General features: G+C 68.6%; 22 protein-coding genes. 11 read left to right on the forward strand and 11 right to left on the reverse strand.

Annotated elements, in window-relative coordinates; translation table 11 throughout:
• Positions 1-4: 4 nt before the first annotated feature.
• Together ACIA75_RS00965 and ACIA75_RS00970 are read left to right on the forward strand one after the other, a co-directional pair.
• A complete protein-coding gene (locus tag ACIA75_RS00965) occupies positions 5-457 on the forward strand; it encodes a helix-turn-helix transcriptional regulator (protein WP_397098515.1) in 453 nt (150 codons plus the stop codon).
• Between the two features lie 18 nt (positions 458-475).
• Complete coding sequence (locus tag ACIA75_RS00970) at positions 476-928, forward strand: VOC family protein (RefSeq protein WP_397100819.1); 453 nt, start codon at positions 476-478, stop codon at positions 926-928.
• Between the two features lie 310 nt (positions 929-1,238).
• On the opposite strand, the gene ACIA75_RS00975 is transcribed toward ACIA75_RS00970, so the two are convergent.
• Positions 1,239-1,745, reverse strand: a complete 507-nt coding sequence (locus tag ACIA75_RS00975; protein ID WP_397098517.1) for a DUF2505 domain-containing protein — start codon at positions 1,743-1,745, stop codon at positions 1,239-1,241.
• Between the two features lie 300 nt (positions 1,746-2,045).
• Here ACIA75_RS00975 and ACIA75_RS00980 point away from each other — a divergent pair, with 300 nt between their 5' ends.
• From ACIA75_RS00980 to ACIA75_RS00995, 4 genes are all read left to right on the forward strand, one after another.
• Positions 2,046-2,567 (forward strand): DUF3592 domain-containing protein, encoded by a 522-nt coding sequence (locus ACIA75_RS00980; protein WP_397100821.1) that lies wholly within the window; start codon positions 2,046-2,048, stop codon positions 2,565-2,567.
• Positions 2,568-2,571: 4 nt separating this feature from the next.
• Entirely contained in the window at positions 2,572-3,714 is a 1,143-nt protein-coding gene (locus ACIA75_RS00985) for a glycosyltransferase family 4 protein (protein ID WP_397098519.1), read from the forward strand.
• Between the two features lie 42 nt (positions 3,715-3,756).
• Positions 3,757-4,464, forward strand: a complete 708-nt coding sequence (locus ACIA75_RS00990) for a demethylmenaquinone methyltransferase (protein WP_397098521.1) — start codon at positions 3,757-3,759, stop codon at positions 4,462-4,464.
• Between the two features lie 112 nt (positions 4,465-4,576).
• Positions 4,577-8,830: a molybdopterin-dependent oxidoreductase gene (locus ACIA75_RS00995; protein WP_397098523.1), complete on the forward strand. Its 4,254-nt coding sequence runs from the start codon at positions 4,577-4,579 to the stop codon at positions 8,828-8,830.
• Here ACIA75_RS00995 and ACIA75_RS01000 read toward each other — a convergent pair.
• Positions 8,824-9,867, reverse strand: coding sequence for an aldo/keto reductase (locus ACIA75_RS01000; RefSeq protein ID WP_397098525.1), 1,044 nt, complete (start codon positions 9,865-9,867; stop codon positions 8,824-8,826). The genes ACIA75_RS00995 and ACIA75_RS01000 overlap by 7 nt on opposite strands.
• An 81-nt stretch (positions 9,868-9,948) precedes the next feature.
• Here ACIA75_RS01000 and ACIA75_RS01005 point away from each other — a divergent pair, with 81 nt between their 5' ends.
• Positions 9,949-10,569 carry a TetR/AcrR family transcriptional regulator gene (locus tag ACIA75_RS01005; protein WP_397098527.1) on the forward strand — a complete coding sequence of 207 codons (621 nt, stop codon included), beginning with the start codon at positions 9,949-9,951 and terminating at the stop codon, positions 10,567-10,569.
• A gap of 31 nt (positions 10,570-10,600) precedes the next feature.
• On the opposite strand, the gene ACIA75_RS01010 is transcribed toward ACIA75_RS01005, so the two are convergent.
• From ACIA75_RS01010 to ACIA75_RS01030, 5 genes are all read right to left on the reverse strand, one after another.
• Positions 10,601-11,281 carry a GAP family protein gene (locus ACIA75_RS01010; protein ID WP_397098529.1) on the reverse strand — a complete coding sequence of 227 codons (681 nt, stop codon included), beginning with the start codon at positions 11,279-11,281 and terminating at the stop codon, positions 10,601-10,603.
• Positions 11,282-11,349: 68 nt separating this feature from the next.
• A complete protein-coding gene (locus ACIA75_RS01015) occupies positions 11,350-11,934 on the reverse strand; it encodes a TIGR03086 family metal-binding protein (protein ID WP_397098531.1) in 585 nt (194 codons plus the stop codon).
• A gap of 86 nt (positions 11,935-12,020) precedes the next feature.
• Entirely contained in the window at positions 12,021-13,652 is a 1,632-nt protein-coding gene (gene menD, locus ACIA75_RS01020; protein WP_397098533.1) for a 2-succinyl-5-enolpyruvyl-6-hydroxy-3-cyclohexene-1-carboxylic-acid synthase, read from the reverse strand.
• Between the two features lie 204 nt (positions 13,653-13,856).
• Positions 13,857-14,303, reverse strand: a complete 447-nt coding sequence (locus tag ACIA75_RS01025) for a DUF6918 family protein (protein ID WP_397098535.1) — start codon at positions 14,301-14,303, stop codon at positions 13,857-13,859.
• 308 nt (positions 14,304-14,611) lie between these two features.
• Positions 14,612-15,343: a PaaI family thioesterase gene (locus tag ACIA75_RS01030; protein WP_397098537.1), complete on the reverse strand. Its 732-nt coding sequence runs from the start codon at positions 15,341-15,343 to the stop codon at positions 14,612-14,614.
• 106 nt (positions 15,344-15,449) lie between these two features.
• On the opposite strand from ACIA75_RS01030, the gene ACIA75_RS01035 reads away from it, so the two are divergent.
• From ACIA75_RS01035 to menE, 3 genes are all read left to right on the forward strand, one after another.
• On the forward strand, positions 15,450-16,343 hold the full coding sequence (locus ACIA75_RS01035) for a 1,4-dihydroxy-2-naphthoyl-CoA synthase (protein ID WP_397098539.1): 894 nt from the start codon (positions 15,450-15,452) through the stop codon (positions 16,341-16,343).
• 39 nt (positions 16,344-16,382) lie between these two features.
• A complete protein-coding gene (locus tag ACIA75_RS01040; RefSeq protein WP_397098541.1) occupies positions 16,383-16,766 on the forward strand; it encodes a VOC family protein in 384 nt (127 codons plus the stop codon).
• A gap of 294 nt (positions 16,767-17,060) precedes the next feature.
• Complete coding sequence (gene menE / locus ACIA75_RS01045; protein ID WP_397098543.1) at positions 17,061-18,224, forward strand: o-succinylbenzoate--CoA ligase; 1,164 nt, start codon at positions 17,061-17,063, stop codon at positions 18,222-18,224.
• Between the two features lie 8 nt (positions 18,225-18,232).
• Here menE and ACIA75_RS01050 read toward each other — a convergent pair whose 3' ends face one another.
• Positions 18,233-18,517 (reverse strand): hypothetical protein, encoded by a 285-nt coding sequence (locus tag ACIA75_RS01050; protein WP_397098545.1) that lies wholly within the window; start codon positions 18,515-18,517, stop codon positions 18,233-18,235.
• A 205-nt stretch (positions 18,518-18,722) separates the two neighbouring features.
• On the opposite strand from ACIA75_RS01050, the gene ACIA75_RS01055 reads away from it, so the two are divergent.
• Positions 18,723-19,595, forward strand: coding sequence for a 1,4-dihydroxy-2-naphthoate polyprenyltransferase (locus tag ACIA75_RS01055; protein WP_397098547.1), 873 nt, complete (start codon positions 18,723-18,725; stop codon positions 19,593-19,595).
• A gap of 4 nt (positions 19,596-19,599) precedes the next feature.
• Here ACIA75_RS01055 and ACIA75_RS01060 read toward each other — a convergent pair whose 3' ends face one another.
• The 3 genes from ACIA75_RS01060 to ACIA75_RS01070 all read right to left on the reverse strand — a co-directional run bounded on the left by ACIA75_RS01060 (position 19,600) and on the right by ACIA75_RS01070 (position 21,169).
• Positions 19,600-19,980: a phage holin family protein gene (locus ACIA75_RS01060; protein WP_397098549.1), complete on the reverse strand. Its 381-nt coding sequence runs from the start codon at positions 19,978-19,980 to the stop codon at positions 19,600-19,602.
• Between the two features lie 397 nt (positions 19,981-20,377).
• The gene (locus ACIA75_RS01065) at positions 20,378-20,947 is read right to left on the reverse strand and encodes a Clp protease N-terminal domain-containing protein (RefSeq protein ID WP_397098551.1); all 570 of its coding nucleotides are present in this window, start codon (positions 20,945-20,947) and stop codon (positions 20,378-20,380) included.
• Positions 20,948-21,169, reverse strand: coding sequence for a helix-turn-helix domain-containing protein (locus tag ACIA75_RS01070; protein WP_280414090.1), 222 nt, complete (start codon positions 21,167-21,169; stop codon positions 20,948-20,950).
• Between the last annotated feature and the right edge of the window lie 7 nt (positions 21,170-21,176).

Below are 21,176 nucleotides of genomic sequence, written 5' to 3' on the forward strand. Positions count from 1 at the left end.
CCCGATGACGGGCCGGCCGGTGCCGCAGGATCTGCTCCCGCATCTGCGCCGGGCGCGCGATTTCATCGACCGTGAGTACGCGCAACCGCTGGACCTGGACGGTATGGCCGCGGCCGCAGGGGTTTCTAAATACCATTTCCTGCGCTGTTTCGCGGCGACCTACGGCCGGACACCCGCGGTATATCTGGCCGAGCGGCGGATCGAGCGGGCGCAGGACCTGCTGCGGGCCACCAATACGACGGTGACCGAGGTCTGCCTGCTGGTCGGCTACACCAGCCTGGGCTCGTTCTCCCGGAAATTCACCGAACTGGTGGGCGTGGCGCCGTCGGAGTATCAGGCGAAATTCGCCGACGGCGCGCCGCGTATCCCCGGGTGTTATGTGTTCATGCACGGGTTGTCCGACCGCCGGCCAGATACCGCAATTTCGGAGAAGCCGGACGGCCCGCCGCACGCCTAATCTCGCAGCATGACTCCGATCATCACCAACATTTCGCTGGTCACGGTATATGTAACCGATCAGACCGAGGCGAAGAAATGGTACGTCGACACCCTCGGTTTCGTGGAGACGGCCGATGTGCAGATGGGCGACAACGGTTTCCGCTGGGTCACCGTCGCCCACCCGGACCATCCGGAACTGGCGGTGACCCTGATGGTGCCCGGCCCGCCCCTGGACGAGAACCTCGCCGACGCCATCCGCCGCTCACTGGCCAGCGGCACCCACGGATCCCTGGGACTCACCACCACGGACTGCCGCAAGGCCTACCGGGAACTCACCGCCAAGGGTGTGGATTTCGTCCAGCCGCCGTCGGAACGGCCCTACGGCGTGGAGGCGGTGTTCCGGGACAATTCCGGGAACTGGCTCGTGATGGTCGAGCCGACGGAATTCGACCCCTCCGCCGCGATGGACGCGCCCTGCGAAGAACTCTGAGCTGTGTTTTCGGCGCGCTGGCGCGCGCGGGGTTTTGGCCCGGCCCTGCGGTCAGCCCTCGAGACTCGCGGCTACGCCGCATGCGCTTCGAGGACTGACCGCAGGGCCGGGCCAAAACCTCCAAGGGCCTCGCTGAACTCGGCACCGCCGCTGGGCTCGTCAGGTTCGGAGCTGACCGGGAAACTCCAGGTTCCCGCTCGGGTTCGGAGGCGTCGGCGTTCAGGCTTCCCGAACAGCTCGACCTCGGCGGGTATGCCTGGAGGCCGGTAGGGTCCCCGGGGCGCGGATATCCACGGCCCCGGGGAAGGTGTCAGGCGCTGGCTCGTTCTTCGAACCATTTCAGGACGAATTTGCGTTCGCTTTCCACGACGCGCCGCTGCAACTGCTCGGCCAGGGGTTCGATGGCACCGCCGACCAGCGGGACCTTGACTTTGACCGAACCCGACACCACCAGTTCCGAACCGTCGCCGGCGGGCCGGAGGTGAAAGGTTCCGGTCATTTCCGAGGAGATGGCCGACGAGGTGCCCTCGAAAGTTCCCTCGGCGGTATCGCCGGTCAGTGATTGCCAGTTGTCCACGCGGGTGACGACGAGATCGCTTTTGAGTACCTTGCGGACGATGCCGGGGATCTTGTCCGGCCGGATCTTCTCGCTCATCGCGAGCCGGATGGTGCCCGGACCGCCCGGATGGGACAGGTCGAGGGTGGCTGTCTGCGCACCGGCGAAGCGATCGCGCCATAGTTCTTCCCCGGTGAGCGCAGCGTGGAGTTCGGCCACCGGGATCGGATAGGACAGCGTGAAGCCGAATTTACGGGCCATGAGCGCCCACAGTAGTCGACCCCGAACCGGCCGCTGCCTTCGCGAGCAGCCATCCGCGGCCGCCCGGTGGGTTACGAATGGGCGCGTCCGACAGCGCCTATTAGGCTGATGCGATGCCGCGTGCCGGCCGCCTCCGCGGCGAGCGGTCCGGGGGCGTCCGTCGAAGTGACGGCGCCCGGCATATGTCCGCCCTCGGCGCCCCGCCGCGGCGGCGTCTCGAAATCCGGAGGAGGTAGCGTGCCCGACCAGGCAGAAGTGGCCGAGCCGCCCGATCCGGTACAGGAACTGGACGAACCGCCCGTGACCGAACCCGCCGAACCCCCGGCCCCCCCGGCGCGGGCCGAACGCCTGCGGCGGATCCGTGTCGGTGTCCTCATCGCCGCCGTTTCGGTGAGCGTGCTGGTGGTGCTGCTGGTTCTCGCGGCCTGGCGCAACGATTACCTGATCGAATCGGACAAGGGCGAAACAACGGGTGAGGTGCTGTCCGCCGGCCGGTTGCGATCCGCGGTGATGTATGTCACTCCGGACGGGGTGACCCACAATCCCAAGGTCGGCGTGCTCTATCCGACCAACCTGACAGCCGGGGAACGGATCAACGTCGAATACAACCGCGCCGATCCCGACCTCGTCCGGGTGGCCGGCCGGGATGTGCGGGTCGCGATCCCACCGGCGCTGTCCGTGCTGGCGACCGTCTGGGCGCTGACGCTGCCGGTCCTGTGGCTGCTGTTGCGTGCGGAAACCGGTTCGATGAGTGTTCGCCGGATCTTCGATCCGGTGTCATATCGGCGACGCGTACCGGGAGACCCCGGCCCCGCAGACTGAGCGGGTGCGCGTAGCCATCGTTGCGGAGTCGTTTCTCCCGAATATGAACGGCGTCGTGAACTCGGTCCTGCGGGTGCTGGATCACCTGGACCAGCACGGACACGAGGCACTCGTCATCGCGCCCGATACGCTGCGCGGCCGGCCGCCCGCGCCCCGGCACCACGGCAGATTCCCGGTGCACCGGGTTCCCGCGGTGATGGTGCCGAAGATCAGCTCACTGCCCGTCGGCCTGCCGCAGCCGGGGATGGTCGGGATCCTCGGCGATTTCGACGCCGATGTGGTGCACCTGGCCTCCCCTTTCCTGCTGGGCGCCGGTGGCCTGGCCGCCGCGCTGCGGCTGGACCTGCCCACGGTCGCGGTGTACCAGACCGATGTGGCCGGGTTCGCCAAGAGCTACGGCCTGGGCCTGGCCAGTCGCGCGGCCTGGGGCTGGACCCGGCGGATCCACGAAGGAGCGGCCCGCACCCTCGCGCCGTCGAGCGCGGCGGCGGAGAATCTGGCCCGGCACGGGATACCGCGGGTCCACCGGTGGGCCCGCGGGGTCGACGCGGTGCGGTTCACACCGGCGGCCCGGCGGCCGCGGTTGCGGCAGCAGTGGCTCGGCGGCACCGACCGGCTGGTGGTCGGGTTCGTGGGCCGGCTCGCGCCGGAGAAACACGTGGACCGGCTCGCGGTCCTGGCCGATGACCCGGCCGTTCAACTGGTGATCGTCGGCGACGGGCCGGAACGGCAGAAACTCGCCGGACTGCTGCCGGGCGCGATCTTCACCGGTGAACTCGGTGGTGACGAACTCGCGCAGGCCTACGCCAGCTTGGATGTGATGGTGCATCCCGGCGAACACGAAACTTTCTGCCAAGGTGTGCAGGAGGCGCTGGCCAGCGGTGTTCCGGTGATCGGGCCCGACGCCGGCGGACCGCGCGATCTCGTCTCCCCCTGCCGCAACGGCTACCTGCTGCCGGTCGAGGAGTTCACCGAACTACTGCCCAGCACCGTTGCTGCCCTGCGCGATCCCGAGCTGCGCGCCCGATTCGCCGCGGCCGCCCGGAAATCGGTGCTGCACCGCACCTGGCCGGCCCTGTGCACCGAACTCATGGGGCACTACGCCGAGGTGATCGGCACCGAATACCGGTTGTCGCGTTCGGCCTGAACGGCTCGCTCACGCCCCCGGGGCGCCGAGTAGGGTCGGGCTGTGGCGAATACGCAATCGGTTCGGGCCTCGCTGGACAAGCAACCGCACGAGGTCGCTTCGATGTTCGACGGGGTGGCGCGACGATACGATCTCACCAATACCGTGCTCACCGGCGGGCAGGACCGCTACTGGCGGTGGCTGACCCGCAAGGCCCTCGCCCCCCGGCCGGGCGAGCAGATACTCGACCTGGGCGCCGGAACCGGCGTATCCACCGTGGAACTGGGCAAAACGGGCGCCTGGTGCGTGGCCACCGATTTCTCGCAGGGCATGCTGGCGGCGGGACGTTTCCGCGGGCTGCCCATGGTCGCCGGCGACGCCACGGCGCTACCCTTCGCCGACAACTCCTTCGACGCAGTGACGATCTCGTTCGCGCTGCGCAATATCGCCGATACCGACCTCGCGTTGCGGGAAATGCTGCGCGTCACCAAGCCCGGCGGACGGCTGGTGATCTGCGAATTCTCCACCCCGGTCATCCCGGTCTTCAAAACCGTCTACATGACGTTCCTGATGAAGGCGCTGCCGATGATCGCCCGGGTGGTCAGCAGCAATCCCGACGCCTACGTCTACCTGGCCGAATCCATCCGGGACTGGCCGAACCAGCGCCGGCTCAGCCGCCGGGTCGCGGACGCGGGATGGTCCGGGGTGAAATGGCGGAACCTGACCGGCGGGGTGGTCGCCCTGCATCGGGGATACAAACTCGGTAGCTGACCGCCCGGGTTCACTTTCCTCACAGCTGTGATTTTCGCCGGTGAAGTGGAATGTGATGCGCCGATAACATCGGGCAAACCCGAGGAAACCGGTCGCGGGCACCATCGGAGACATGTCCGAGGCATGCAACAGCTCGCAGCCGGGTGCGACCAGGACGGCGTGCTCCTACTGCGGTGTGGGCTGCGGGATCGAGGTCACGACCAGGGCGGATGCCTCCGGCGTGCCCGTGATCGCCAAGGTCGCCGGCGACAAATTGCATCCGGCCAACGCCGGGCGGCTGTGTACCAAGGGCGCCACCCATCTCGAGCTGACCCGGGCGCCCGGCCGGATGACCACCGCCTACCGCCGGCCCGAGCGCGGGGTCGAACCGCAGCCGGTCGGGGTGGACGAGGCCGTACGCGAAGCCGCCGGCCGGTTGCGCGCCATCCTCGACGAACACGGCCCCGACGCGATCGCGCTGTATGTGTCCGGGCAGATGTCGCTGGAGGCCCAGTACCTGGCGACCAAACTCGCCAAGGGACACCTGCGGACGGTGCATATGGAGGCCAACTCCCGGCTGTGCATGGCCAGCGCCGGCACCGGTTACAAGCAGTCGTTGGGGGCCGACGGGCCACCCGGTTCGTATGACGATATCGACCACGCGGACCTGTTCTTCGTTATCGGCGCGAATATGGCCGACTGCCATCCGATCCTCTTCCTGCGGATGGCCGACCGGCTCAAATCCGGCGCGAAGCTGATCGTGGTCGATCCCCGGCGCACCGATACCGCCGCCCGCGCGGACCTTTTCCTGCAGATCGCGCCGGGCACCGACCTCGCGCTGCTCAACGGACTGCTGCAGCTGCTGGTCGAGGCCGGCGATATCGACGACGAGTTCATCGCCGAGCACACCGAGGGCTGGGCCTCGATGCCGGAATTCCTCGCCGACTACACCCCGGATCGGGTCGCCGCCATCACCGGCCTGGCCGAGGAGGATATCCGCACGGCCGCGCAGTGGATCGGCGCGGCGGGTGAATGGATGAGCCTGTGGACGATGGGCCTGAACCAGTCCACCCACGGCACCTGGAACACGAACGCCCTGTGCAATCTGCACCTGGCCACCGGAGCCATCTGCCGCCCGGGGAGCGGGCCGTTCTCCCTGACAGGGCAGCCGAATGCCATGGGCGGCCGGGAGATAGGGTACATGGGCCCCGGGTTGCCCGGCCAGCGCAGTGTGCTCTCCCCCGCCGACCGGACATTCGTGGAAACCGCGTGGGATCTCCCGCCGGGGACGCTGCGCACCGAGGCCGGCACCGGCACGGTGGAGATGTTCCGCGAGATGGCGGCCGGCACGATCAAGGCAGCGTGGATCATCTGCACCAATCCAGTTGCCACGGTGGCGAACCGGAAAACGGTGATCGCGGGCCTGGAGGCCGCCGAACTGGTGATCGCCCAGGACACCTACACCGAGACCGCCACCAACACGTACGCGGATCTCCTGCTGCCGGCCACCCTGTGGGCCGAGGCGGACGCGACGATGGTGAACTCCGAACGCAATGTCACGCTGCTGCGTAGTTCGGTCGAGCCGGCCGGTGCAGCCTGCCCGGATTGGCAGCTGATCGCCCAGGTAGCTACCGCCATGGGGTTTCCCGGATTCGATTTCGCTTCCAGCGCCGAGGTGTTCGACGAACTTCGGCAGTTCGCCAATCCGGCCACCGGCTACGACCTGCGCGGGATGAGCTACGACATGCTGCGGGAGGGCCCCGCGCAGTGGCCGTGCCCCGATACCGATCGGCGCCGCAACCCGATTCGCTATCTGAACGACGGGGTGAGCCAGACCCTGTTCGTCGATGACGACGGCCGCCGGCCGCGTCTGGCGTTCCCCACCCCGAGCCGCCGGGCGGTGTTCTGGCCGCGTCCGCATATGCTGCCGGCCGAAATGCCGGACGACGACTACCCATTCCTGCTCAATACCGGCCGCCTGCAGCATCAGTGGCATTCGATGACGAAGACCGGGCGGATCGACAAGCTCAACAAGCTGAACCGCGAACCGTTCGCCGAGGTACATCCCGATGACGCGCGCGACCTCGGGCTGGCCCCGGGCGATCAGGTCGAGATCGCCTCGCGCCGGGGTCGCGCGGTGCTGCCCGTCCGGATCAGCGACCGGGTGCGCCCCGGCGGTTGTTTCGCCCCGTTCCATTGGAACGACGAACAGGGCGAATACCTGACGATCAACGCCGTCACGAATGACGCGGTCGACGCCGATTCCCTGCAACCGGAGTTCAAGGCCTGCGCGGTAGCGCTGCGGCGGGTGGCCCCGGTGGTCCGCACGCAGACCCCGGAATCGTCCGGCGCCCGGCCGGAATCCGTGGACACCGCGGCCGGGGTCCATCCGCTGGCCGCGACCCTCGGATTGGACGCGGCCGCCACCCCCACCCTGAGCGAAACCGAACGGATCTACCTGGGCGGCTACCTCGCGGCCCTGCAGACTCTGCCGGTGGCCGGACAACCGGTGCTCCCCGCATCGGCGCCCCTGTCGACGCAGAGCCGGCTGTGGGTGGACGGCTTGCTGGCGGGCATGTATTCGCGCATCGAGCCCGCGGCTTCGGCGGCACCGGCCGACACCGCTGCGGCGGAGCCGGATCCGGTGGTGACGGTGCTGTGGGCGTCGCAGACCGGCAATGCCGAGGAGTTCGCCGCCACCGTGGCCCAGCGGCTGACCGAATCCGGTTTCCGGCCCCGGCTCGTCGATATGGATTCTTGTGAGCTCGCGGCACTGACCGGCGATGTTCTGGTGATCAGCAGTACGTTCGGGGACGGCGGACCACCGGACAACGGCGCCGATTTCTGGTCCCGGCTCGACGAGAGCGCTATCCGGCTCACCGCGGTGCGCTTCGCGGTGTTCGCGATGGGGGACTCGTCCTACGACGATTTCTGCGGGCACGGCCGGCGGTTGGACAGGACGTTCGCCGAACGCGGCGCCACCCGGCTGCTGCCGCGGCTGGACTGCGAGCCCGATTTCGCCGAACCCGGTTCGGACTGGCTGGACACGGTGATCGCGGTCCTCACCGGTGACTCCGGCGGTGAGTCGGGGACAAGCTTTGGTGAGGGGGCCGCCCCGGGTCGTACCGGTGATCCGGGCGCGGGTCGCCGCGGTGACGTCCCGGGCGCGGGTATCGGATTGCCGTCCGGTGGCGGCACGGCGACGAGCGTTCTGGAGCGCAGCGCGCCCGCGCAGGCGCACCGTACAGCGCCGGCGCCGTTCACCCGGTCCGCGCCGGTTCCGGCTCCGCTGGCCCGCAACGAGGTGCTGACGACACCGGACGCCGCCAAGGAAGTCCGGCGTATCGCCTTCGACCTCGAGGGGCTGGCCGCCCGCTACGAGGTGGGCGATTCGCTCGGGGTGTGGCCGGCGAACTGTCCGTCGCTGGTCACCGAATTTCTCGGCGCGACCGGATTGGACGCCGGCCGGACGGTCACCGCGGGCGGCACCGAACTGCCCTTGGAACAAGCCCTGCGGACGCACTACGACATTGCCAAGGTCTCCCGGGATCTGCTGGAATTCGTGGCCGAACACAATCCGAGCAACCGGCTGGCGAAACTGCTGCGCCGCGACAATCGCAATGAACTGGCCGGATACCTCTGGGACCGCCAACTGGTGGACGTGCTGCGTGATTTCCCCGTCCGGGCCGACCTGGTGGAATGGCTCGATGTCCTGAAAAAGCTGCAACCGCGCCAGTACTCGATCTCTTCCAGTCCGCTGGTCACTCCCGACCAGGTCGAGCTGACCGTGGGGATCGTCCGGTACGGCGATCCGCGGGCCGCGGGTTCGGCGGCCCGGCGCGGTGGTGTGTGCTCCACATTCCTCGCCGATCGCGCGACCGCCGCACCGATCCCGATCTTCCTGCAGCGCGCGCCGCATTTCCGGCCGCCGCTGGATCCGGCGGTGCCGATGATCATGGTCGGCCCCGGAACCGGTATCGCACCGTTCCGTGGTTTCCTGCACGAGCGCCGCGCGCTGGGCGCCACCGGGCGGAACTGGCTGTTCTTCGGCGACCAGCACGCGGCGCAGAACTTCTACTACCGCACCGAACTCGAGGATATGTTCCGGTCCGGGCATCTCTCCCGGCTGGACCTGGCCTTCTCCCGTGATCAGCGGGAGCGGGTCTACGTGCAGCACCGCATGATCGAACACGGCGCGGAGCTGTGGTCGTGGCTGCGCGACGGCGCACATTTCTACGTCTGTGGTGATGCCGCCCGGATGGCCAAGGATGTGGACGACGCCCTGCTGCGCATCGCCCGGATCCACGGCAAACTCGACGAGGACGGCGCACTGGCCTTCAAGAAGCAGCTGGTGGCCGAGAAACGCTATGTCCGCGACGTCTACTGAACCGCCACGGCAGGCGGGTTCAGCCGGGTGAAATCGGGCAGCCGGTAGTACGGGTAGTAGGGATAGGGCGGCGTGAGCGCGCTCGCGGCGTCCAGCCGGGCGATCTGGCCGGCGCTGAGCTCCCAGCCGACGGCACCGAGATTCTGGCGCAGCTGCTCCTCGTTGCGGGCACCGACGATGACGGTGCTCACGGTCGGGCGCGAGAGCAGCCAGTTCAGCGCTATCTGGGGCACGGTCCGGCCCGTCTCGGCGGCGATTTCGTCCAGCGCGTCCACGACGTTGTAGAGATGTTCCTGGTCCACCGGGGGACCCGCCTCGGCGGTCCGGTGCAACCGGCTCCCGGCGGGCAGCGGTTGCCCGCGCCGGATCTTGCCGGTCAGCCGGCCCCAGCCCAGCGGGCTCCAGACCACCGCGCCCACGCCTTCGGCGAGCCCCAGCGGCATCAGTTCCCATTCGTAGTCGCGCCCGGCCAGTGAGTAGTACACCTGGTGGGCGATATAGCGCGTCAGACCGTGCCGGTCGGCGGCGGCCAGCGATTTCATCAGCTGCCAGCCGGCGAAATTGGAGGCGCCGAGATACCGGATCTTGCCGGCCCGGACCAGGTCGTCGAGCGCATGGAGTACCTCGTCGACCGGGGTCCGGGCGTCGAACGCGTGTAACTGGAACAGATCGATGTGCTCGACACCGAGCCGGCTCAGGGAGGCTTCCACGGCCCCGATCAGCCGGGACCGGCCCGACCCCGCATCGAACGGGCGGGGTCCGGTGGGCAGGCTCGCCTTGGTGGACAGCAGGAGCCGGTCGCGCCGGCCGCGGATGGCGGCGCCGAGCACTTCTTCGGAGGCGCCGTCGGAATAGACATCGGCGGTGTCGAACATCGTGACGCCGGCGTCCAGGCTGATATCCACCAGCCGGCGGGCCTGATCGACATCGGTATCGCCCCACGCGCCGAAGAGTTCCCCGCGGCCACCGAAGGTGCCGGCACCGAAGCTCAGCGCGGGTACGAGCAAGCCGGAGGCTCCCAGTCGACGGTATTCCATCTCGACTCCTAAAGGGTCTAGAGTTTCGTTAGTGACTCGAACATACACCTCATCGGACACAAATGAAACTGGAGTCCCGTTATGACTGCTGAAGAGACGGTCCCCGGATCCGTCCGCCCCGGCGGCCGCACCGCCCGCGTACGCGCGGCAGTGCTCCGGGTCGCGGGCGATCTACTCGCCGAACACGGATTCGCCCGGCTCGACCTCGCGGAGGTCGCCGCCCGGGCCGAAGTCGGCAAAACAACCGTCTATCGCCGCTGGCGCACCCCGACCGGCCTGATCACCGATCTGCTCCTCGACATGGCCGAACAGTCGCTGCCGCGCGCGGACACCGGTTCGCTGCGCGGCGACCTCGAGGCCAACGCCCGCTTGGTGGCGAAGACCCTCGCCGATCCCCGGCAAGGCCGGCTATTCCGTGCCGTGATAGCCGCGGCCACCTGCGACGACGCCGCCGCCGAAGCACTGCACCGGTTCTACGATGTCCGGCTCACCGAATGGTCGCCCTGCATCACCGACGCCGTCACCCGGGGCGAGGCACCACCCGGCACGGACCCCCGCGTTGTGCTCACCGCCGTATCGGGGCCGCTGTACTACCGCCTGCTGGCCAGCGGCGACCCGATAGACGACCGGGCCGTCCGGGTCGCGGCCGAGGCCGCCGCGAGCGCCGCCGCGGCCGGTATTTTCGTCCGCACCGCAACGTGACAGCGTCCCCGGCCACCAGCGGGCCGGGCCTTCACCAGAGATGCTCGGAGTGGAGTGCGCCATCGGCGAGCAGGCCGATCCCCAGCAGTACGAAGACGATACGCACCGACACCGGGCCGTACCTGGTGACCGCGCGCAGTACCTTTCGATAGAACCGCTGAGCCGCCCGCGAGCGGCGGGTGGCCAGGGCGAGAACAACCAGCGGGGGCACCAGCGCGAGTGCGCAGTACGCGACGATGATCAGCGGCCACAGCGTCGGTAGCGGATTCTGCGCCGAAATCATCGCCAGGCCTGCCAGATACGGGATCGCGGTCGGCGCCTGGGCCAGCCCGATGGCTATCCCGAGGACGCCGAGCAACCACGGGCGGCGCCGGAAGGTCGCGGTCCACGGCGGTGGTTCGGCCTGCGCGCCGGGAGGCAGGCAAGCGACGACGAGAAGCGCGAGACCGAAACCCAATGCGCCCCAGGCATGGATGGTAGGGGTCAATTCGAAATCGACGAGATCGGTGAGAAAGTCGATCCCCAGCACGGCCAGCAGTCCGAATGCCGTGGTAACCGCGAAAACCCCGGCGATGAAACTCACCCCACCGGGAACCGGCGACTTCCGGCCGAGCCTGCTGTCCACCACGATCGCCGCGGTGACCCCCACCAGCAGCAGGTCGAGCGAATCGATGAACGCGAACCCGGCGAGAGCGAACAGGAGGGCGACCATGACGCCGCCAGCCTAATCGGTGCCGCCGGGCACAGCCCACCCGCCGCCGGAGTCCTACACCGGCCGGTTCACCGCGCGGAGGGAATCCAGAACGGATCGCGGCCGGTGAACCCGAGTACCCGGTGCAACGCCGGGGCCGCCGGCCCCATCGGCACGCTCGGCCCGAAGAGGCCGGGCGTGCCCTCCGGCGGGGTGTCCTTCAGAAAGTCCAGGAGCACGGCCAGATCCGAATCGTTCACTTTCAGTTCCTGCCCGGTCGCCCGCGCCAGGTCCCACGCGTGAATGACCAGCTCGTCCAGGGCAACCCGGGCCGTCACTCCGGCCGGCATCGCGACGCCACCGGCTTCGGTATCCCCCGTCCAGGCTTCGGGCTCCCGCCAGGCCCGCGACAACGCCCGGAGCCGGGCCGGGACCGTGACACGCCACTCGGAGTCGAGCGTTGCGCCGGAGCCGAACTCGGGGGCGGCGGTCGCCCCCAGCGACTCCTTGCCGGCGGCCGCGCGGAACGCCTCCGCCAAACCGCTCACATGGTCGAGCAGGGCACGCACGGGGATACGGGCGGGAGTGGGCGCATCGAGTTGCGTGTCGTCGATCGCGGCGACGATATCGGCCATCGCATCCGCGGCGGGCGACAGGTCGAATTCGGGGTGCATGAGGTCTCCTCGATCCAGGGCTGCTGTAGTCGAGACGAGACGACCGGTGCGAATTCATCGCGCCGTGGACCTACGGGACGGCAACCCTACGCGTTGATCTTGGTGCGCACCGCGGCATGGAGCTCGCGCAGACCCGTGCGATCGGTGAGCACCTCGAGCACCCGGAACCCGCCGGCCGGCCCCGCGAGTTCGGCAGCCAGTTCAGCCGACCCGACCTGCCGGTGCGGAATCCGGTACGCCGCGCACAACGCGGAGAGATCCATCCCGTGCGGAGTACCGAAAACACGCTCGAAAACACCCGCGTACTGCGGGTCGCCCTGTTCGAGGAGTTCGAAGATACCGCCACCGTCGTCGTTGGCGACCACGATGGTGAGGTCTTCGGGACGGGGTTCACCGCGGCCGATCAGCAGACCGGACGCGTCGTGCAGGAAGGTGAGGTCACCGATCAGCGCGATGGTGCGCCCGGGGTGGTGCAGCGCGGCGCCGACCGCGGACGACACGGTGCCGTCGATACCCGCCACACCTCGGTTGGACAGGACCCGCACACCCGGTTTCGGCGCCGAGACGAGCGCGGCATCACGGACCGGATTCGACGCCCCCAGCAGCAACTGGTCGCCCTCGCGCAACGCGTCCATGATCACCGCGGCCACATGCAGGCCGGTGGGTTTGGGATGGCGGGTCAGTTCTTCGCGGACCACGGTGCGCGCCCGCAGATCCAGTTCGCGGCAGCGTGCCAGCCACTGCGCGGTGGGCGCACCGCTGGTGACCGCCCGGGTCCCGGTACCGACCACATTGCCCGACACATCGGGCCAGCGGGGCCCGGTGGTCAGGGCGTACACCGTAACCTCGGGATCGGCCAGCACCTTCGACACCTGCCGGTGCAGGGTGGGACGACCGGTGATGATCGCCTGCCGCGGTTTCAGCAGTGACAATGCCAGTGGATGCAGCGGCGGGCCGTGCACCGGCGCCGTGGGTTCGGCAACGGTCGGCAGAGCCGCCAGTTCGGGACGCAGGCCGGCGCCGTGTCCGGAGATCACCACGGTATCCGGGGTGAGGTCGATATCGAGCGGAACATCGAGCGTGGCGTACTGGGTCGCCGTCCAGGGCAGGTCCACGCCGCGACCGGCCGGGGTGAACTCCGCACCGCCCGCCTCGGGCACCAGCGGTTCACGCAGCGGGATATCGAAATGTACCGGGCCGGCGTTGCCCGAGCGGGTCCCGCGCGCGGCGGCCAGTACCCGGCACACCGCGGAACGCCACACACTGTTCTGCCGGGGATATTCGGCGGCCGGTTCGGCTTCGGCGAGACCGAGGCTGATGGTGGCCCGGACCTGGCTACCGAACAGTCCGAGCTGTTCGACGGTCTGGTTCGCGCCGGTACCGAGCATCTCGTAGGGGCGGTTGGCGCTCAGCACGATCAGTGGCACCCGCGCGTAGTTCGCTTCCAGAACCGCGGGCCCCAGATTGGCGACCGCCGTGCCCGAGGTCATCACCACCGGCACCGGCGCGCCCGAGGCGATGGCCAGGCCGACCGCCAGGAATCCAGCCGTCCGCTCGTCGATGCGCATATGCAGCCGGAGCTGACCGGCCGCGTCGGCGGCCTGCAGGGCGAAAGCCAGCGGGGCATTGCGCGAACCGGGACACAACACCACGTCCCGAACCCCACCGCGGGCGAGTTCGTCGACGACCACCCGCGCTTGCGCTGTTGACGGATTCACGCCTCCAGCCTGTCAGACCCCGGCCGCCGCGTCTGCGTCACCCTGCTCACACCATGAGTGCAGGTCGCGCGGATATCACCCGACCGGCGGCGCAACCCCCGCGACCCGATATCCGGGCCCGTAGAACTCCCCCGTTGGGGACCTCGTCGTCGAGGCCCCCCACGTGCCGCGCCTCGGCGCGACGGAATCCGTGCCGAAAAACCGTTATCCGGCGTACTTCTGCACCAGATCGCCGACCCGGGGCAGCGCCTCGATGACGTTCTTCTTGGCCGAGGAACGCATCGAGTTGTACACCTTCTGCAGGGCAGGACGGCTGGAGGCCGCGGCCCGCGCATCGGTGACGGTCAGCAGCGACTCGGCCACCTCGTCACCCTTCGAAGCGAGCAGTTCGCCGAAGCTTCCATTGGCACCGGCCTGGTATTCGCCCCAGTACGGTTCCAACTGCTCGAGCAGTTTGGGCGCCAGCGATTCCAGGGCATCGGGCACGATGGACGGGCTGATCTTCTTCACCGCCGCGTACCCACCCTTCACGGCCAGACCGGAGGCACCACCTTTATCGGAGACCTCGGCATCCAGGACCTGGACGGCGTCGGCGAGGAAGGCCGGGCGAGTCGCCTCGTCAAGCAGTGATTCAGACAGTGCTGCAACCAATTTAAGGATCCTCCGGATCAGTACTCGTATGGACGGGCAACGCAACTATACGCACCATCCACACGAACGCATTTCGGCCCGCACACCGATCCAGGAATGCACCGAGTCCAGCGATACCGTCGAGGGTCCGATAACCCCGATCGAACCTGACGTGCCCAGCGGCGGTGCCGAGTCTTACGAGGCCCTTAAAGGTTTCGGCCCGGCCCTGCGTTCAGCCCTCGAAGCGCATGCGCCGCAGGCGCGAGTCTCGAGGGCTGAACGCAGGGCCCAAGGGGGCCGGAACCCCGCGCGCCGGAGGCGCGCCAAAATTACGGCTGCCAGGGCAGGAGCTGGACCATCAGGCCTTCGCTGTCGGCGAGAACGGTCCCTTCCTCGTCGACCAGTTCGGCGCTGATGAACGTCTTCCGGCCCTCGACCCGCTCGACCCGGCCGCGCACGGTCAGCGGGGTGTCCAGCGGTGTGACCTTCCGGTAGTTCACATGAAGGAAGGCAGTCCGGCTGATCGGGCGGCCGGCATAGTGCACGGTCATCCCGAAGAGGTCGTCGAACAGCAGGGGCAGTACACCGCCGTGCGCGGCGGAATTCCCGCCGAGGTGGTACCGGCGGAATACACCCTTCATCACGATGCCGTCGGGGCCGGCCGAAACCAGGCGCCAGGGCAGCAGGAGCAGACTGCCACGCCCGGGCAGTTCGACGGCGCGGCCGGCCGGTCCCTGCGCTTCCGGGGCCCGGAACGGTTCGAGTAGATCGATCAGGGCGTTCGCCCGGTCGCGGGCCTCCCGGAAGACCTCATCCGGGGCATCCGCCGACACCGCCAGGTCCTGCAGCGTGCGCATGGCCGCCACGAACTCGCCGAATTCGGGTCCGACCTGCGCCGGGGTGATCTTCGGCCACCCGCCGTGCCGCTCGTAGTCGTCCGCCGCCTGCGCGGCCGAGGTCCGCGAAACCGCCCTCTCGGCAGCGGGCGCCGGCAGCTGCTGCGCGAGGCGATCCTCGTCGACGAGGCTGTCATCGATCGTCGGTTGGGTCTGCTCGCTCATATAGGCACGGTAGCTCCGAATTTTACGGCGTCCAAAGAATTCGGCCGAGATGTGGTGAAGTCAACGGAGCACCACGGCCTCCGGCGCGCCTGATGTAATCACCCCCATGACCTTCAATCCGACGCTGTGGCGCGACGTGGCCGGGTTCGAAAACCTGACCGATATCACCTACCACCGGCATATCGAGCAGGGCACGGTCCGGATCGCCTTCGACCGTCCGGACGTGCGCAACGCCTTCCGGCCGCATACGGTCGACGAACTCTATGCGGTCCTCGACCATGCCCGTACCACCGGCGACGTCGGCGCGGTCCTGCTCACCGGAAACGGACCCAGCCCCAAGGACGGCGGCTGGGCCTTCTGCTCGGGCGGCGACCAGCGGATCCGCGGCCGCAGCGGGTACCAGTACGCCAGCGGGGATACCGCCGACACTGTCGACAAGGCCCGTGCCGGCCGGCTGCACATCCTGGAGGTCCAGCGGCTCATCCGGTTCATGCCCAAAGTCGTGATAGCCCTGGTCAACGGCTGGGCGGCCGGTGGCGGCCACAGCCTGCACGTGGTCTGCGACCTGACCCTGGCCAGCCGCGAACACGCCCGGTTCAAACAAACCGACGCCGACGTCGGCAGTTTCGACGGCGGCTACGGCAGCGCCTACCTGGCCAAACTGGTCGGCCAGAAATTCGCCCGCGAGATCTTCTTCCTCGGCCGCACCTACACCGCCGAGCAAATGCACGCCATGGGCGCGGTGAACGAGGTCGTCGACCACGCGGAACTCGAGAATGTCGCCCTGGAATGGTCGGCGGCGATCAACGGCAAATCCCCCCAGGCCCAGCGCATGCTCAAATACGCCTTCAACCTCGCCGACGACGGCCTGGTGGGCCAGCAACTCTTCGCCGGCGAAGCCACCCGCATGGCCTACATGACCGACGAAGCCATCGAAGGCCGCGACTCCTTCCTCGAGAAGCGAGCCCCCGACTGGTCCCCTTACCCCTGGTACTTCTGAGTTTCCGGCACCGCTCACCACCGCCTAAACTCGCGGGTGATGGACATCCTCAGCAGCCGGATAATCCTGCGCCCCCGCGACTACGCGACCACCCTGGCGTTCTACCGGGACTCCCTGGGTTTGGCCGTTTTCCGGGAGTACCCGGGCGGAACTGTGTTCTTCGCCGGGCAGTCGCTGATCGAGGTGGCCGGACACGGCAGTTCGGAGGCCGATCCGGCGGGATTCGCGGGCGCCCTCTGGTTGCAGGTGCGTGATGTCGGCGCTGTCGCCGTCGAGCTGGCGCTCAACGGCGTGGCGATCGACCGCGCACCCGTGACCGAACCGTGGGGTCTGATCGAAATGTGGTTGAAAGATCCAGACGGTGTGCCGATCGTGCTGGTAGAAGTGCCGGACGACCATCCGCTACGGCGCGATAACCGCTGACCGGGATCCGGTACCGGTTTCTCCCGGGTTGCCAACGCCGGGTCCGCCGGGCGACGATACGATCGGATGGCCGCCCGATCACCGACGCCCGGTGCGACCCCTTCGTACCGTCCGACGAGTGAATCGCAGTTCCATGTCTGGCCCAGCCCCATCCGACCATCCGGCTCCGGCATCCCGTCCCGGCAGCGCCGACCCCTGCTGTACCGGGTCCCGCGGCCGTGACACCATCGCTGCCGTGAGCGAGTACAGCGAGCGCACCCTGGTGTTCCGGTCCGCCGGGGACAAGGCGCGGCCGTGACGAAAACCCTGCGTACCCTGCCCATACCCACCGGCAGCGGAGTCAGCGACGTCCTGCCGCATCTGCGGCAGGTTCTCGACGGGAGCGGTTCGGCGGCCTGGCTGCCGGTCCCGACCAGCGATCGCCGCGAAGCCCGCCGCCTGGGCGACGCGCTCGCTCCCGGTGACCCGATCTCCGACGATATCGCGCTGGTCGTCACCACCTCCGGTACCACCGGCGTGCCCAAGGGCGCCATGCTCACCGCCGCCGCGTTACGCGCCAGCGGCGATGCCACGCACGAACGACTGGGCGGGCCGGGCAGCTGGCTTCTCGCGCTGCCGACACATCACATAGCCGGTCTGCAGGTGCTGTTGCGCTCGTTGCTCGCGGGGACCGAACCGACGGTGGTCGATGTCTCCGGCGGTTTCCTGCCCGAGGCGCTCACCGGCGCGATCGCGGGCATGCGCGGGGACCGCCGGTACACCTCGCTGGTGCCGACCCAGCTGGTCAAAGTACTCGAAGCGCCCGCCGCGTCCGCCGCGCTGGCCGAACTGGATGCGGTGCTGATCGGTGGTGCCGCGACGCCGCTGCCGCTCTACGAGCGGGCCCGCGACGCCGGCATCAACGTCGTACGGACCTACGGGATGAGCGAAACCTGCGGCGGCTGCGTCTACGACGGGGTCCCGCTGAGCGGCGCCCGGGTGCGGATCGACAGCGGCCGGATCCTGCTCGGCGGCGCCATGCTGGCGGCCGGGTACCGGAATATGCCCGACCACCCCGCCTTCGCCGAACCGGGCTGGTTCCGCACCGACGACGCGGGTGAGTTCACCGATGGCGTACTGCGCGTGCAGGGCCGGCTCGACGAGGCGATCAGCACCGGCGGCCTGCTGGTGATCCCGCAGGTAGTGGAGGCGGTGCTCGCGACCCATCCCGCGGTATCCGAGTGCGTCGTGCTCGGACTGCCGGACGAACGCCTCGGGCAGCGGGTCGCCGTCGCCGTGGTCCCCGCAGCGGGCGCGACCCCGACGCTGGACGAACTCCGTGACCATGTGCTGGCCGAACTGGACGCCGTCGCCGCGCCCCGCGAACTCACCCTCGTCGACGAGATCCCGCTGCTGGGGCCGGGTAAACCCGACCGCGCGGAACTACGCAAGCACCTGCTCGCCGGCTCGGCTTCCTGATCTCGGGCTCAGGGCTCTTCGTCGCCGTAGGCGCCGTCGTAGTCGTCCTCCAGCGGCACCGGGATGGACTGTTCGGCGATATCGGCCGGGTCGGCGTGCCACACATCCCGCGTGCTCGGGGACGACACGGCGCCCTCCGGAACCGGCATATCCTCCGGGACCGAACGCGGATCGATATCGGTGTACGGGGCGTCGTCGGGGTAGGCCGGTGCTTCCTGTTCAGCGCGGTCGGCCTCGGACACCGCGTCGAAGGTGCCGGGTTCCACCGTCCTGGAAAGCTTGTTCTGGGCCATTGTGGGCTCCTCTCCTCCGTATCGGCCTCGCCGGGCGACTACCCGCCGAGTGGAAGATCAGTCCAACTGATGTCGAGAATGCCCTTGCTGGACGGATCAGGCAAGTAGACGGATCAGGCAAGTAACGGTCATACGGACCGGGGCGCTCCGGGCGAGCGCGCTGCGCGAACGGGCTTCGTCCGGTCGCGCCCATTAGGCTGCGGGGATGGCTACCGCAGCACAATGGATCGAGGGCGCCCGGCCCCGCACTCTGCCGAACGCGATCGCCCCCGTCCTCGCCGGTACCGGTGCCGCGGCCGCCATCGACGGCGCGGTCTGGTGGAAAGCGCTGCTGGCGTTGGGTGTTTCGATATCGCTCATCATCGGCGTCAACTACGCCAACGACTATTCCGACGGTATCCGCGGTACCGACGACGAACGCGTCGGCCCGCTGCGGCTGGTCGGTTCCGGTCTGGCCGCGCCCGCCGCGGTGCGCGGCGCGGCGGTGGCGAGCCTCGCCCTCGGCGCGGTACTGGGCCTGATACTCGCGGCGCTGTCGGCCTGGTGGCTGATCCTGGTCGGCGCGGTCTGCCTCGCCGGCGCCTGGTTCTACACCGGCGGGAGCAAACCGTACGGTTACCGCGGGTTCGGCGAGATCGCGGTATTCGTGTTCTTCGGTCTGGTGGCGGTACTCGGCACCCAGTTCGTCCAGGCCGGGCGGATCGATTGGGCGGGCCTCGCGCTGGCCGTCGGGGTCGGCTCGTTCTCCAGCGCGGTTTTGGTAGCGAACAACCTGCGCGATATCCCGACCGACACCGAATCCGGCAAAACGACCCTGGCCGTCAAACTCGGCGATACCCGCACCCGCACCCTGCATCTGGCGCTCCTGGCCGCCCCGTTCGTGATGACCCTGATCCTTGTCGCCCGCACCCCGTGGGCGCTGGCGGGCCTGCTGGCCGTACCGCTGGCCGTGCGCGCGAACGCCCCGGTCCGGGCGGACCGGGGCGGACTGGAGTTGATCCCGGCGCTCCGCGATTCGGGCCTGGCCATGCTGGCTTGGTCCGCGCTCACCGCGGTAGCGCTCGGGTTCGGCGCGTAACCCCTCAGTCGTCCGGCAGCAGAATCCCGATGGCCCAGTTCACCACCGTGATGATGATGGCACCCAGCAGCGCCGCCCAGAACCCGTCGATCCGCAGGCCGTAATCGGTGGCCTCGGTGATCCATGCCGTGAGCCACAGCATCAACGCGTTGATCACCAGCAGGAACAGACCGAGGGTCAGGATCACCAAGGGCAGTGACAGCAATTTCACGAACGGTTTGACGAAGGCGTTCACCACCGTGAACACCACCGCCACCGCGAGCAGGACAATGATTTTCGCGCCGTTGCCCTGATCGGGCGGGGATATGATCTCGATTTTGCCGACCCATAGCGCGGCCAGCCAGATGGCGAAGGCCGTGCCGATCAACCGGAGCACAAGCTGCATCCCCCATGCTAAACACAGCGCTCTGTTTATTGCGCGCCTTCGGCGCGCGGGGTTTTGGCCCCCTTGGGCCCTACCGTCCGCCCTCGAGACTCGCGGCTGCGCCGCATGCGCTTCGAGGACGGACGGCAGGGCCGGGCCAAAACCTCCAAGGGCCTCGCTGAACTCGGCGCCGCCACTGGGCACGTTCGATCGGGGCGCTCAGGGGACCTTCGAGCGCGTCGTGAAACGAGGCGCCGCCACTGGGCGCGTTGGGTTCGGCGCGGGTCCGAAACCTCCGAATGACTCGCCGGCACCGGCGGCGCCGCTGGGTATGTCAGGTCCAGCTCGGTCGAAGTCGCCAATGGCTCGCCGGCTTCGATGCTGCCGATCGGCACGTTCGGAGGTCGGTAGCGCCGGATCAGGCCGCGCGGTCGAGGAGGGTGTGCACCTGCGGCCGTAAGTCGGTGAGCCCGTCGGGTCCGCCGAGGAGTCCGGTGGTGACCGGGTTCGGGGCACGCAGGATGGCGAGCAGGATGTGCCCGGTTTCGATGGTTTTCTCTTTGCGCGCCACCGCTTCCCGCAGCGAGAGTTCGATGACTTTCTTGGCCTCCGAACTGAACGGGATATGCCCGAACCGCATGCGATGACTCCGGGATTCGTCCGGCGGGACGGCGCGGTCGAGCGCGTCGGCGCCGAAGTTCGCCTCCAGGCTTTCGCGTACCGCGTCGAGGTCGATGCCGATGGAACGCAGCGCCTCGGCGTCTTCCACACCGAGCGGTTCGGCCCGGGTCGCGGTGGTGAGTTCTTGCAGCGCGGTGTCGTGGGTGACTCCGTTGCGTTCCAGCAGTGTGCCCAGTGCCGGTTCGGCCTCTTCCAGCAGACCGAGCAGGAGATGCTCGACCCGGATATCCGGCGAATGTAGTTCACGCGCGTATTCCTGGGCCGCGACGACTGCCGACCGGGCGCTCTTGGCGAATCTCTCGAACATCTATCGACTCCTGCCTTTCCGGTTGTACTTCTGATGGACCGCCTGCTTGCTGACCTCGAGGGCGTCCGCGATGGCCTGCCAGGACCAGCCTTGGTCCCGCGCGTTGCCCACCTGGATGGTTTCCAGCCGGTCGAGCAGCCGGCGGAGCGCCAGGACCGCCCGCAGGCCCACCGCGGGGTCCGGGCTACCCGCTGCCGCGGCCAGTGTGGTTGCTTCCGTCATATGTCAA

The sequence above is a fragment of the Nocardia sp. NPDC051750 genome (assembly GCF_044453135.1).
Classification (GTDB): Bacteria; Actinomycetota; Actinomycetes; order Mycobacteriales; family Mycobacteriaceae; genus Nocardia.

Coding starts and splice junctions, on each gene's coding strand:
- ACIA75_RS01055 (WP_397098547.1), top strand. CDS start 18,723: ATGGCTACCGCAGCACAATGGATCGAGGGCGCCCGGCCCCGCACTCTG.
- ACIA75_RS01000 (WP_397098525.1), bottom strand. CDS start 9,867: ATGGAATACCGTCGACTGGGAGCCTCCGGCTTGCTCGTACCCGCGCTG.
- ACIA75_RS00965 (WP_397098515.1), top strand. CDS start 5: ATGACGGGCCGGCCGGTGCCGCAGGATCTGCTCCCGCATCTGCGCCGG.
- ACIA75_RS01050 (WP_397098545.1), bottom strand. CDS start 18,517: ATGGCCCAGAACAAGCTTTCCAGGACGGTGGAACCCGGCACCTTCGAC.
- ACIA75_RS01065 (WP_397098551.1), bottom strand. CDS start 20,947: ATGTTCGAGAGATTCGCCAAGAGCGCCCGGTCGGCAGTCGTCGCGGCC.
- ACIA75_RS01070 (WP_280414090.1), bottom strand. CDS start 21,169: ATGACGGAAGCAACCACACTGGCCGCGGCAGCGGGTAGCCCGGACCCC.
- ACIA75_RS01015 (WP_397098531.1), bottom strand. CDS start 11,934: ATGCACCCCGAATTCGACCTGTCGCCCGCCGCGGATGCGATGGCCGAT.
- ACIA75_RS01005 (WP_397098527.1), top strand. CDS start 9,949: ATGACTGCTGAAGAGACGGTCCCCGGATCCGTCCGCCCCGGCGGCCGC.
- ACIA75_RS01010 (WP_397098529.1), bottom strand. CDS start 11,281: ATGGTCGCCCTCCTGTTCGCTCTCGCCGGGTTCGCGTTCATCGATTCG.
- ACIA75_RS01060 (WP_397098549.1), bottom strand. CDS start 19,980: ATGCAGCTTGTGCTCCGGTTGATCGGCACGGCCTTCGCCATCTGGCTG.
- ACIA75_RS00995 (WP_397098523.1), top strand. CDS start 4,577: ATGTCCGAGGCATGCAACAGCTCGCAGCCGGGTGCGACCAGGACGGCG.
- ACIA75_RS01040 (WP_397098541.1), top strand. CDS start 16,383: ATGGACATCCTCAGCAGCCGGATAATCCTGCGCCCCCGCGACTACGCG.
- ACIA75_RS00975 (WP_397098517.1), bottom strand. CDS start 1,745: ATGGCCCGTAAATTCGGCTTCACGCTGTCCTATCCGATCCCGGTGGCC.
- ACIA75_RS01035 (WP_397098539.1), top strand. CDS start 15,450: ATGACCTTCAATCCGACGCTGTGGCGCGACGTGGCCGGGTTCGAAAAC.
- ACIA75_RS01030 (WP_397098537.1), bottom strand. CDS start 15,343: ATGAGCGAGCAGACCCAACCGACGATCGATGACAGCCTCGTCGACGAG.